Source organism: Pseudomonas tremae (genome assembly GCF_001401155.1).
Classification (GTDB): domain Bacteria; phylum Pseudomonadota; class Gammaproteobacteria; order Pseudomonadales; family Pseudomonadaceae; genus Aquipseudomonas; species Aquipseudomonas tremae.
This window is the reverse complement of sequence record NZ_LJRO01000438.1, coordinates 43,284-54,783: the sequence shown is the minus strand read 5'-3', so window position 1 is coordinate 54,783 and position 11,500 is coordinate 43,284. Positions and strand designations below refer to the sequence as shown.

Annotated in this window: 11 protein-coding genes and 2 pseudogenes; 4 read left to right on the top strand and 9 right to left on the bottom strand. The window is 59.4% G+C overall.

What is annotated here, in order from left to right; all coding sequences use genetic code 11:
• Window positions 1-67 precede the first annotated feature (67 nt).
• From phnH to ALO43_RS32235, 8 genes and pseudogenes are all read right to left on the bottom strand, one after another.
• Window positions 68-664, bottom strand: coding sequence for a phosphonate C-P lyase system protein PhnH (gene phnH / locus ALO43_RS23745; RefSeq protein WP_054998171.1), 597 nt, complete (start codon window positions 662-664; stop codon window positions 68-70).
• Window positions 664-1,128, bottom strand: coding sequence for a phosphonate C-P lyase system protein PhnG (gene phnG, locus ALO43_RS23740; protein WP_054998170.1), 465 nt, complete (start codon window positions 1,126-1,128; stop codon window positions 664-666). The genes phnH and phnG overlap by 1 nt, the downstream gene beginning before the upstream one ends.
• 14 nt (window positions 1,129-1,142) lie before the next feature.
• Window positions 1,143-1,874 (bottom strand): phosphonate metabolism transcriptional regulator PhnF, encoded by a 732-nt coding sequence (phnF, locus tag ALO43_RS23735; RefSeq protein WP_053480803.1) that lies wholly within the window; start codon window positions 1,872-1,874, stop codon window positions 1,143-1,145.
• Between the two features lie 37 nt (window positions 1,875-1,911).
• Window positions 1,912-2,700, bottom strand: coding sequence for a phosphonate ABC transporter, permease protein PhnE (gene phnE, locus ALO43_RS23730; RefSeq protein WP_024689862.1), 789 nt, complete (start codon window positions 2,698-2,700; stop codon window positions 1,912-1,914).
• A 26-nt stretch (window positions 2,701-2,726) separates the two neighbouring features.
• On the bottom strand, window positions 2,727-3,737 hold the full coding sequence (gene phnD / locus ALO43_RS23725; protein WP_054998169.1) for a phosphonate ABC transporter substrate-binding protein: 1,011 nt from the start codon (window positions 3,735-3,737) through the stop codon (window positions 2,727-2,729).
• Window positions 3,738-3,790: 53 nt separating this feature from the next.
• Window positions 3,791-4,624 (bottom strand): phosphonate ABC transporter ATP-binding protein, encoded by an 834-nt coding sequence (phnC, locus tag ALO43_RS23720; protein ID WP_054998168.1) that lies wholly within the window; start codon window positions 4,622-4,624, stop codon window positions 3,791-3,793.
• Window positions 4,625-4,891: 267 nt separating this feature from the next.
• A complete protein-coding gene (locus ALO43_RS32240) occupies window positions 4,892-5,656 on the bottom strand; it encodes a methyl-accepting chemotaxis protein (protein WP_412778930.1) in 765 nt (254 codons plus the stop codon).
• Window positions 5,657-5,749: 93 nt separating this feature from the next.
• A pseudogene (locus tag ALO43_RS32235) lies at window positions 5,750-6,712 on the bottom strand (HAMP domain-containing protein); the annotation flags it as partial.
• A gap of 404 nt (window positions 6,713-7,116) precedes the next feature.
• On the opposite strand from ALO43_RS32235, the gene ALO43_RS23710 reads away from it, so the two are divergent.
• From ALO43_RS23710 to ALO43_RS23700, 3 genes are all read left to right on the top strand, one after another.
• A complete protein-coding gene (locus ALO43_RS23710; protein ID WP_024669069.1) occupies window positions 7,117-7,941 on the top strand; it encodes an HDOD domain-containing protein in 825 nt (274 codons plus the stop codon).
• 181 nt (window positions 7,942-8,122) lie between these two features.
• Window positions 8,123-10,096, top strand: a complete 1,974-nt coding sequence (locus ALO43_RS23705) for a DNA topoisomerase III (protein ID WP_054998166.1) — start codon at window positions 8,123-8,125, stop codon at window positions 10,094-10,096.
• A gap of 88 nt (window positions 10,097-10,184) precedes the next feature.
• Window positions 10,185-10,583, top strand: a complete 399-nt coding sequence (locus tag ALO43_RS23700; RefSeq protein ID WP_053932260.1) for a RidA family protein — start codon at window positions 10,185-10,187, stop codon at window positions 10,581-10,583.
• Window positions 10,584-10,591: 8 nt separating this feature from the next.
• Here the strand turns inward: ALO43_RS23700 and ALO43_RS23695 are convergent.
• Window positions 10,592-10,902, bottom strand: a pseudogene (locus ALO43_RS23695) (DUF6482 family protein).
• 207 nt (window positions 10,903-11,109) lie between these two features.
• Between ALO43_RS23695 and ALO43_RS23690 the strand changes: the two are divergent.
• Window positions 11,110-11,481 (top strand): PH domain-containing protein, encoded by a 372-nt coding sequence (locus ALO43_RS23690; RefSeq protein ID WP_005893391.1) that lies wholly within the window; start codon window positions 11,110-11,112, stop codon window positions 11,479-11,481.
• Window positions 11,482-11,500: the final 19 nt, after the last annotated feature.

Below are 11,500 nucleotides of genomic sequence, written 5' to 3'. Positions count from 1 at the left end.
CGCCTGCTGGCCAGCAGGCGGTGGGCATTATCGATGGCCTGTTCGCCACCCTTCACGGCAACGTACATCAGGCACACTCCTGCACGCGGGTGCTGCGTGGCAAACCGAGCATTTGATTGCCCGATACGAAGAACATATCCAGCCCGCACGGAAATTCGTTGCGCGATTCGCGTTCGTTCCAGAATCGCTCGTCGAGCGGTAACTTCACGCTGTTCTGACGCTCGATGCCCGGGCCGACACAGCTCATTTCAGGCCCGCCCTCAAGGCTCGGCAACTGGATAAGCAGCGTGCAGGACTGATCCGGGTAACGATCATTGCCCGTGTCAAAACCTTCAAGGTCCTGAGCTGCTGGCCCATCGAGCAACGCAAAGCGCGCAGCTTTTCGATCAGCAACAATCGGGCTGCCGCAATGAAACGAAAGGTTCGCGCGAATCGCCGGCGTATCGAACGCCGACGCCAGCCAGACAGGCGTATCCAGGTCCAGCAAGGTCAGGCACAAGGCGTGGGTCGCGGCGTCCAGCCCCTGCAATGCAGGCGGCTGATGCCGCGCGGGCAAGGCCTGAATCACGCCTGGGCCGGCGAGCGCCTTGAGCGCCACCCGGAAACTGCGCTGCGCATCGAGTACGGGGTCAGTGAAAGCGGGTTGCAACAGAACGGCATTCATCAGTCTTCTCCTCGGACCAGGGTAAAGAATTCCACTTTGGTCGCAGCGGTTTCAGCGTCCTTGCGCGCCCGGCACTCGGCTTGCGCACGCACCAGGGGCTCGATCAGTTCGGTCAGCCACCAAGCCTGCTGCGCGCCCTGCAGATGCGCGTCGGCCAGGGCAGCCAGCTCTGCATGTCGCTTGTCGCGTCCTGCCAGATAGCTGTAGCCAGTGCGGCCGTCGGCCAGGCGAACCACGCAGCGCGTGACACTCATCTCGCCCAGATTGAAGGCCGAGCCAGTCCCCCCCATACGCCCGCGCACTAGCGTCATGCCGATTTCAGGGGCGCGGATCATCTGGTAGTCGGCATCACGCAATGCCGCTTCGTGACGGTTGAACTGTTCGCGGCCCAGCTCGTCGACGTGGGCGCGGGCCAGTACGCCCATCCAGCGCTGACGCGCAGCTGTTTCAGGAGTTGTCTGCATGGAACACCTCGGTGTCAGGTCGTCTTTATGGGAGTCGCCACTGGGGTCGTGACTTGATACTGGAAACGGTCAGCGCGGCTCACGGATCTGGAAAGCTCCACAGCTTGCCCGGAGGCATCAGAGGAAACCGTCAGCACCGTCAGCGCAGGCATATGCCGGGGCATCAGCAGCAGCCCGGCCTCTTCACGGGATGGCAGGCGCGCGCCAATCAGGCTTTGCACACGGCTCAACGGCAGCTCGCGCTCGGCCAGATACTGACGCACCGAACCTCCGTGATAATCGGCCAGCAACCCGCTGTAGCGGGCGCTGTAGCGGTGAAAAATCAGGCTGACTGCCTGCCCGTCCAGCTTGCGCAGGGTCTGCAGTTCGATCAGCGGCGCATGTTCTTCCAGCCCCAGATGCAGGGCATCTTCACGCGTCGCCTGGCATTCGCGGCGTTGCAGCAGAATCGCCTCCACTCCCAGGCCCTGCGCCGACCATGACTTGCTGTAGGCGCTGTCGGCCTGCACCGGATAAATCAACGGGCGCTCCAGCACTTGAGTGCCCTTGCCCTGGCGGCGCAAGACGCTGCCCTCGCGCACCAGCTCATCGACCGCACGGCGGATGGTGTGACGATTGACACTGAAGCGCTCAGCCAGTTGAAATTCGGCCGGTAGAAAGTCGCCAGGCTGATAAGTGCCCAGCTCTTCACGCAATGTATTGGCGAGCTCGCGGTACATCGGAGTAACTTGTCTAGACAACTGCATGTTTAAAAAAAGTGTTCATCGGAACACCCCTCTTTAGTCAAATGAATTGCTTGCGCAGGCGCTGCGAAACAATGTCGATCGCGCTGACCACGACGATGATGACCAGCAGCACGGCGCTGGTCTGGACAAAGGCAAAGGCACGGATATTTTCCCAGAGAATAACCCCGATCCCGCCTGCCCCGACCATCCCCACTACCGTCGCCGAGCGCACGTTCGATTCGAAACGGTATAGAGCATAGGAGATCCACAACGGCATGACCTGCGGAATGACGCCATAGATCACTTCCTGCAAAGCGCTGGCCCCAGTGGCACGCACGCCCTCGACCGGCCCGGGTTCTATGGCTTCCACGGCTTCGGCAAACAGCTTGGCCAGCACCCCGGTGGTGCTGATCCACAACGCCAGCACCCCGGCGAACGGCCCGAGGCCGACCGCCACCACGAACAACATGGCGAAGACCATTTCATTGATCGAGCGAAACGCATCCATGCAACGCCGTATCGGCAAGTGAACCCACCACGGTGTTATGTTTTCGGCGCAGAGAATGCCCAGCGGTATCGAACAGACAATCGCCAGCGCCGTGCCCCACAGGGCGATCTGGAGGGTTACCAGCATTTCCTTGAGGTAGCTGCGCCATTCGCGGAAGTCAGGCGGAAAGAAGTCCGAAGCAAAGGTCGCCATGTTCGACGAGTCGCGCACCAGTGCCATCGGGTTCATCTCGGCGCCTTGCCAGGCCCAGGCCAGCGCGGCCAGCAGCAGCCCCCAGCCCAGGTACCTTGACCAGTTGTGCTTGCCCGCAAGGTGGATATATGCAGCGTGAGTGGTCATGACGACCTCCTGTTGGCAGACTGATATCAGCCTGCAGTACTGGCTGCGGTTTTCTGATTCAACTCTGTGATGCGCTCCTGCAATTTGCTCAGGTTCGCGTCGATGTCCTTGAGGCGGCTGGCTTTCTCCTGCGCGTCCAGCGTAGTACTGGAGACAACTTCAGTACGCTGCTTGAACAGCTCGAGTTGGCGAATCGGCAACAACTGGTCGTCGCTGGAGGGGAGGAACTTGCCCAGTTGCATGTTCTTGAGGACGGCTTTCTCTTCGTCGGTATCGCCGTAACTGGCGAAAAACTCACGAATCTTCACCTTGTTTTCGTTCGACAGAGCCTTGCTCCAGACCATCGGGTCGGACGGGATAAGCGGCGACTTCCAGATCACCTTTAGCTCCTTGACCTTGTCCGGCTGGGTCACGGCCAGGCGATCCCAGCTTTCGGTGTTGAACGTCGCTACATCCAGCTGGCCCTTGGCGACGCTCAGTGCATTGACTTCATGACTGGAGTTGAGCGTGCGCTTGAACGCGGTGGAGGCGTCTACGTGATTCTTGGCGAATACGTAATAGCCTGGCACCAGATAACCCGACGTGGAGTTGGGATCACCGTTGCCGAAGGTCAGGTTTTTGGCATTCTTGAGCATGTCCTCGACCGAGTTGATCGGGCTGTCCTTGCGCACAATCAACAGGCTCCAGTAACCGGGGGCACCGTCGGCCGCCGACGTCTGCGCAAAGATTTCGCCATTGGAGCGGTCCACTGCTTCCAGTGCAGCCTTGTTGCCCAGCCAGGCCACATCGACCTTATTAAAGCGCATGCCCTGAATCAGCCCGGCATAGTCCGAGGCGAAGGTGGCATTAATCTTGAGGCCGGTTTTCTTGCTCATGTCATCGAGAAACGGCTGCCAGATACTTTTCAGGTTCTGCGACGATTCGGTGGACATGATGCCGAAATTGATGACTTTCTCTTCTGCTGCATGAGCAGTGCCCAGCAAGCAGGCGGTCAGCAAGGCGGCAGACGCGAGGACGCGACCGATACGGTTGAACATGCAAGCTCTCCTGGTAATGAGGTTGATGCAACGGCGGTTGATGGTGAGCGTCATCAGACTTTGGCCAGCGCCAGACGCGGCTTCTGGCGGACACGACGGCTTCGTTCGGTAATCATCAGGCTGGCATCCTCGTCTGCACCGTACAGGTCGTTGAGGAACGTCTTGCTGAGGTCGCTGGCCAGGCCGTCGTAATGGATCCGCCCGCCCTTGAGGGCCACGGCACGCGGGCAATAGCGCACGGCATAATCAACCTGATGCAGCGTGACCACGATCGTCTTGCCATCGCGGCGATTGATGTCGGCGAGGATTTCCATGACCTTGCGGGCGGACTCGGGGTCCAGCGAGGCGATAGGTTCGTCCGCCAGAATGACTTCGGCGCGCTGGGTAAGTGCACGGGCGATTGCGACGCGTTGCTGCTGGCCACCTGACAACGTCGAGGCACGCTGCCCGGCAAGGTCTGCCAGCCCTACCCGATCCAGCGCGGCCATGGCTCGCTGTTTCTCTTCGCTATTGAACAGCCCCAGGCTACCGCGCCAGCGTGGCATGCGGCCCAGGCAGCCGAGCAATACGTTGTCCAGTACGCTGAGACGGTTGACCAGGTTGAACTGCTGGAAGATGTAGCCAATGTCGGCGCGCAAACGGCGCACCTGGCTGTTGAGACGGCCCGAAGACTGAACCTCGCGGCCCAGCACACGGACCTGACCGCCATTGCCACGATCACAGCAGGCCAGGCCTGCAAGATGGCGCAGCAACGTCGACTTGCCGGAGCCGGAAGCCCCGATCAAGGCAACCATTTCGCCAGGTTGTATAGACAACGCGAGGTCTACGAGAGCACTCTTGTGCGAGAAAGTCTTGTTCAGGCCTTCGACATGAATGGCTGCGTCCATGAGGCTTCTCGGTCTTGGCACGACCCGGGACAGGTCGTATTCGGTGTCAACCAAACTGGACCTGTGTTGTTGCAGCCTCATGAACCGCAAGTGACGAGCTGATAACAGTTTGTCGCAAAGGGTGTTGCAAAGCGCCCATGTGTGATGCAGAGCATCACCCCACGCAGCGCTCAGCGTACATACGTTTTTAGGTGCCCGCAGACTGGGCTTGGGTCCGCTCCTGCGCCGCCCGCTTCAGGGCATGGAGCGGCGCAGAGAGCAGCTGGATCAGATCCTGAAGCTGCCTACCAGTTGCTGTAGCCGGGCAGCTTGTTCCTCCAGAGAATTGCAGGCTTCCAGGGTCTGGCGCAGGTTGTCCACGCCCAGCTGGTTGAGGGTGTTGATGTGGGTGATGTCGACGTTGATCGACTCGACCACCGAGGTCTGCTCTTCGGTTGCCGCCGCGACCGACTGGTTCATGCCGTTGATCTCTTCGATGCGGCGGGTCACGCTACCCAGACGCTCACCGGCCAGGTTGGCGATACCGACGCTGTCTTCGCTCTGGCGCTGACTTTCGGTCATGTTGATCACCGCTTCACGAGCACCGACCTGCAGCTCTTCGATCATCTTCTGCACTTGTTGCGCGGAGTCCTGAGTGCGATGCGCCAGGTTGCGCACCTCATCCGCTACCACCGCAAAGCCACGCCCCGCTTCACCGGCACGCGCCGCTTCAATAGCCGCGTTCAGTGCCAGCAGGTTGGTCTGCTGGGAAATGCTGGTAATCACCTCGAGAATCTGGCCGATGTTGGCCGTCTTGCCGTTCAGCCTCTCGATGTTCACGCAGGACTCACTGATCTTGCCGGACAGCTCGTTCATCGCCTTGATGGTCTGCTGCACCACGTTTTGACCATCACTGGCCAGCCCGCTGGCATCGCTGGATTGCTGCGACGTGCGCGCAGCGTTCTGAGCGATTTCCTGCGCAGCAGCACCCAGTTCGTTGATAGCGGCTGCCACGCTTTCGGTGCGATGAGCCTGTTGATCGGAGTTGCCCATCGATGCGTTGGAAACCTTGACCACACGCGTGGCGACTTCGCCCAGTTGCGCCGCCGTGGAGGCGACTTCGCGGATCGACGTATGGATGCGTTCGACGAAGTGGTTGAACGATTCTGCCAGTGCGCCGAATTCGTCCTGCGAGGTGATCGCCAGGCGCTTGGTAAGGTCACCCTCGCCATCAGCGATGTCGCGCATCGCACGGCCCATCTGGTGCAACGGTTGCATCAACACACGGATCAACAGGCCCAGGAGCAGGATAATAACCAGCACGACCACCACCATTGCGGTGATGGCCGAGGTACGAAACTCGGAAAGCATCGCATAGGCCGTGTCCTGTTCAAGCACCAGCGCCACGTACCAGTTGGCAGACGGCACGCCTTGTACCGGAGTGAACGAGATGATTTCCGGCTCGTTGCCAGAGTCGATCTCGGTTACGCCAGTGCTGATTTTAGGGGTGTTGACCGGGTAGGCTTCGCTAATGTTCTTGAGGACCAGTTTGCTGTCCGGATGGACCAGAATCTTGCCTTCGGCACTGACCAGAAACGCATAACCGTGGCCGCCGAAGTTCAGCGAATTGATGATCTTTGTAACGTTGTCCAGGGCAATATCGGCGCCGGCAACACCCACAAACTCATTCTTGTACTTGACCGGCGTTGCCATAGTCATAACCAGCTTGCCGGACGAAGCCGCGATATACGGCTCGGTGACGATGGTGCCGGTCGCATTCTGCGCCGCCTTGTACCAGCCTCGCGCACGCGGGTCATAGTCAGCAGGACGATTGGCCGACGGAACCGAAAACATCACGCCTTCGGTACTGCCGAAATAGCTCAGCTGAAAGTTGTCACTGTAGGTCGGTACGCCGATTGCGCGCTGCAACTGTGGCAACTCTTTGCCGTCTACCGCAATTTGCTGAGACATCGATTGCAGCAGCTGAATGCGGCTTTCCAGCCAGGTCTGGATATTTTGCGTCGTCAATGTGCCCAGCTGTTGCAGCTCGGACTTCACGCTGGATTTAAGCGATTGACGTTGCCGATAATCATTGATGACGATGAACATGCTGAACGCGACCACCACGATCAACGCGGCGGCGAGCAGGATCTTCTTGCTGAAACCCAGACTTTTCATAGCGGTTACTTCCACGGCGAAAACCAATTAGGACGATCTCTGAATCGTCAATCAAACATCACAACTGCACTGCCTTCTTGAGCAGCGCAAATACAGGCCGTTCAGCAACCAGCGTCGACAGGGCTCGTTTACTGCATTGAGGGCATCAGGCAGGAACGAGAATCGATACATTACGGAATTGCTTGTGTCGTCATATCGGCCGCAAGGGACAAGTCCTTGATTATTTTTTTATGCTGTCGTGAGAGGGCTGTCCCACAATCGATGGCAAAACGTGCAGAGCTTGGAAAACTGGCTATCGTTGAAAACATCCCCGCCTTGCAGAGGATGGCCTTGCCATGCTGAGTATCGAAAAACTTTTTGACGATTTGCACAGTCTTCCCAGTATTCCCAAAGTGGCTCAGGACCTGATGCTGCAGTTCGACAACCCCTCCTCCAACCTCGAAAGCATTGCCCGTAATATAGAAAAGGACCCGGTGATCGCGGCCAAGGTGCTGCGGCTCGCCAACTCGGCACGCTTTCGGGGATCGCGGGATTCCTCGAGTATCGAAGACGCCGCCATGCGCCTGGGTTTCAACACCTTGCGCACCTTGGTAATGGCCTCCGCCGTGACCGGTGCGTTCAAGGCCGGGCCGAGTTTTGATCTAAAGGGGTTTTGGCTGAAAAGCTTCCAGGTCGCCGGGATCTGCCGAATGCTGGCCAGGCAGACCGGCGTCGACCCGGAAATCGCTTTTACCTGCGGGGTGATGCACAACATCGGCGAACTGCTGATCCAGACCGGCGCCCCCGAGGTCGCAGAGCGTCTGAACGCAGCCGGGGCCAGCACACCGGGACGCGGCGCCAGCGAAACCCTGCAGTTGGGCTTCAGCTACCCGGAAGTCGGTGCCGAACTGGCCCGGCGCTGGCAGTTGCCGAAGGTGATCCTGCAAGCCATCGCTTATCAGGCCAAGCCGATGCAGGCCCCGGACAACGCACCGTTACCGCGTATCGTCGCTCAGGCAATCACTGTATCGGATGCGCTGGAAAGCCACAGCGGTGCGACACCCGAAGCACAGAATGCGTCCGGCGGACCGCTGATGGAAGGGATCGACCTGGATGCGCTTTTCGCAGGACTGCCTGCGGTGCTGGAAGCGGACAAGGCGTTTTCGGAGCTTCTGAGCTGAACTGCATGGCGCACGCCTGGCACCTGTGACACCTTCCAGCCTGCGACGCTGTCATGTCCGGATGCTCCGCATGACAGCGACAGCCACCTATTTATCTGTATATCCATACAGATAAAACTTGCTCCACGTTCGTTCAGCGTCCATCCTTGCAGCCTCACACCGGTAATCGACGACGGTAGTCATGCGGCTGTTTCTCTGCGAAAAACCCTCCCAGGCCAAAGACATTGCGGCTGCGCTCGGCGCTACCCGGCGTGGCGATGGCTGCTGGGTGGGAGCCAATGCCACCGTAACCTGGTGCATCGGGCATTTGCTGGAAACCGCCCCGCCCGATGCCTACGATGCGCGCTACAAACGCTGGGTGCTGGAAGACCTGCCCATCGTTCCGGAAAAATGGAAAATGCTGGTCAAACCCAGAACCGCCAGCCAGTTCAAGGCGGTCAAACGGTTGCTGGGCGAGGCTCAGGAACTGGTCATCGCCACCGATGCCGACCGCGAAGGCGAGATGATCGCCCGCGAACTGGTCGAACACTGCCGCTATCGCGGGCCGATTCAGCGTTTGTGGCTGTCGGCACTGGACGACGCGTCCATTCGCAAGGCATTGGCAGCGCTCAAGCCAGGTGCAGACACCTTCAGCCTGTACCACTCGGCTTTGGGCAGGTCGCGCGCCGACTGGTTGATCGGCATGAACATGAGCCGCCTGTTCACGCTGCTGGGGCGGCAGTCCGGCTACCAGGGCGTATTGCCCGTCGGACGTGTACAGACCCCGACCTTGCGCCTGGTGGTGGACCGCGATCGCAGCATCGCGGACTTCGTCCCCGCGCCATTCTGGGCCATCGACGTAGAGCTGCTTCACGACAATCAGACGTTCATCGCCCAATGGCGCGCGCCATCCGATGCCTGTGACGATCAGGATCGCTGCCTGAACCAGCCGCTCGCGCAACAAGCCGCCGAAGCCATGCGCAACGCATCCAGCGCGAGGCTGGTCAAGCTGCGAACCGAGCGCATTCGCGAGACAGCCCCCTTGCCCTTCGATCTGGGTACCTTGCAGGAAATTTGCTCGAAAAAGCTCGGGCTCGGCGCGCAGGAAACCCTCGACATCGCTCAGTCGCTGTATGAAACCCACAAGGTCATTACCTACCCGCGCAGCGATTGTGGCTACTTGCCGAACAGCCAGCACGGCGAAGCGGCGAGCATTATCGGCGCACTGGGCAAGGCCGACCCGGCGTTGGCAAGCCTGTTGCCACACCTCGACCCGCAACGTCGCTCGCGTGCGTGGAACGATGCAAAGGTCACCGCCCACCACGGGATTATTCCCACAGCCGCCGTTCGCGGCGTTGAACGTCTGACCGGCAAACCCCGAGCGGTGTACACCCTGATCAGAGCCCGCTACCTGGCGCAGTTCCTGCCCAACCACGAATATGATCGCACTCAGGCAGATTTCGACTGCGCGGGCCATGCGTTGCGGGCCGTCGGCAAACAGATTGTCGAGCCCGGCTGGAAACGGGCCATGCCAGAAGCACTGGCACCAGCCAAAGGTCGCGAGGCGCCTGCCCCGCAACCACTGCCCACGTTATTTCAGGGCTGCGAGTGCGCCGTTGCAGACGTGACTCTCAAGGACCTCTGGACCCAGCCGCCCAAGCCGTTTACCGAAGGCGACCTGATCAAGGCAATGAAGAACGTCGCCAAATTGGTGGAAGACCCGCGGCTTAAGCAAAAGCTCAAGGACACCACCGGCATCGGCACCGAAGCGACCCGCGCCGGGATCATTCAGGGGTTGCTGGACCGCGGCTACCTGACCAAGCAAGGCAAGGCGCTGTGCGCCACGCCGGCGGCCTTCAGCCTGATCGATGCAGTGCCCCGCGCCATTGCCGACCCGGGGACCACGGCTATCTGGGAGCAGGCGCTGGACATGGTGCAGAGCGGCGAGATGAGTCTTGAGGAGTTTGTCGCCAAACAGGCGGCCTGGATGAGCAAGCAGGTCAGCCGTTGCGTCGGCATGCGCATGACCATCAGCGGCCCAGCCAGCCCGGCAGGCGCTGCGCCGCCCTGGAAGAAAAAACGCAAGACGGCAAAGCGCAGCGCTGCGGCATCCCCGGCATCTACAGGCGCGACTAAAAAGCCACGGCGCGCCGCCAAGCCAGCCGTGAAAAGTTGAGCAGGCACAAGCCACAAGCACGCTAAACGCGCCCGACAATTGCACACTCATCCGTTACAGACCAAGGCGTTACAAACAGGTGTTATCTATGTCAGATCGCGAAATCATCGTCCCGCCCACCCATCAGTCGATCATGGACCGCGCAGGCTATGCCCCTGCTGTAAGGGTGGGCGATACGCTTTACTGCGCCGGGCAGGTAGGACGTACACGGGATATGGAAGTCATTCTCAACCCGGAGGCACAGTTCATCGCCTGCTGGGAGAACCTGCGCACCGTCCTGGCAGAAGGCGGCTGTACGTTCGAAGACATCGTGGACATGACCACTTATCACGTCGCGATGAGCGAACACATGCCGGTATTTCGCGAAGTAAAGAATCGTATCTTCCCTCGCGGTCAATGTGCCTGGACCTGTATCGGCGTCGCGGAACTGGCACACCCCGGCCTGTTGCTGGAGATCAAATGCATCGCGGTCAGACGCAGCGCCTGACCTTGTAATCACAGGCTCGAACGCAGCGGAATCTCGTGGCGGGAAGACTCTGGCTCAACACTGTCCATGCCCACCATCTCATCATAAGCAGTGGCCTGGGACATGAACAGTTTCACATCCGGCACTGAGGCAAGTACCTTGGCGCTTCTTCTACCGAGGCGACGTGCAGCGTCTTGCCGGTCGAGTCCTGCACAGGTACGGAGCTGCCGTCCACCCGAGCATGGAGTACGTAGGATCCGCCTTCCATGGAGATCAGATCGAGTTCGCGAACCTTCTCTTCTTTTACATGTTTTGTCAGTTCTTGAATGTTCAAAGTCACACCTCCGGGGACGTTCTGGAAATCAGCGCCTTGTAGAAATTGAGCCTTTAACGGCGTGAACGTTCCGTTGTTCAACTTCAAACCGCGTCATTCTCCCCGGCCATTGCCGCATGAAATGCGCAGAGCGATGTTATTCTAAGCCTCCATCGGGCGCAGGGCTGCGCATGTAGCACATTCCCGTCCGAATGACCGCTCAAGGATAGACCGATGATTGATTTCAATAACAAAGGCTTCTTCAAACTCAAGCAGAATGACGAATATGCAGACCGGGTCAAGGAGCTGCTACTCGACGGCGAAGAAGTGATCGACTCCTATAAATCCATGCGCGATGGTGTGGTGTTTACAACCAAACGCATTATTTCGGTCAACGTGCAGGGTTTGACGGGCAGCAAGAAAGACTTCACGTCACTGCCGTACAAAAACATCGTGGCGTGGTCGGTTGAAACGTCGGGCACGTTCGACCTTGACTCAGAGCTGGAGATCTATTTCTCGGCAATCGGTAAAGTGAAGTTCGAGTTCACCGGCAAGACGTCTATCGTCCAGATATCCAGATACATTTCCCAGCGTGTTCTGGGCTAATAGCGTTCCTGGCCTGCGC

Bases quoted from the DNA above. Each gene is read 5' to 3' on its own strand.
- ALO43_RS23700 (WP_053932260.1), top strand. From the start codon at position 10,185: ATGTCAGATCGCGAAATCATCGTCCCGCCCACCCATCAGTCGATCATG.
- ALO43_RS23705 (WP_054998166.1), top strand. From the start codon at position 8,123: ATGCGGCTGTTTCTCTGCGAAAAACCCTCCCAGGCCAAAGACATTGCG.
- phnE (WP_024689862.1), bottom strand. From the start codon at position 2,700: ATGACCACTCACGCTGCATATATCCACCTTGCGGGCAAGCACAACTGG.
- ALO43_RS32240 (WP_412778930.1), bottom strand. From the start codon at position 5,656: ATGGGCAACTCCGATCAACAGGCTCATCGCACCGAAAGCGTGGCAGCC.
- phnD (WP_054998169.1), bottom strand. From the start codon at position 3,737: ATGTTCAACCGTATCGGTCGCGTCCTCGCGTCTGCCGCCTTGCTGACC.
- phnC (WP_054998168.1), bottom strand. From the start codon at position 4,624: ATGGACGCAGCCATTCATGTCGAAGGCCTGAACAAGACTTTCTCGCAC.
- phnG (WP_054998170.1), bottom strand. From the start codon at position 1,128: ATGCAGACAACTCCTGAAACAGCTGCGCGTCAGCGCTGGATGGGCGTA.
- phnF (WP_053480803.1), bottom strand. From the start codon at position 1,874: ATGCAGTTGTCTAGACAAGTTACTCCGATGTACCGCGAGCTCGCCAAT.
- ALO43_RS23710 (WP_024669069.1), top strand. From the start codon at position 7,117: ATGCTGAGTATCGAAAAACTTTTTGACGATTTGCACAGTCTTCCCAGT.
- phnH (WP_054998171.1), bottom strand. From the start codon at position 664: ATGAATGCCGTTCTGTTGCAACCCGCTTTCACTGACCCCGTACTCGAT.
- ALO43_RS23690 (WP_005893391.1), top strand. From the start codon at position 11,110: ATGATTGATTTCAATAACAAAGGCTTCTTCAAACTCAAGCAGAATGAC.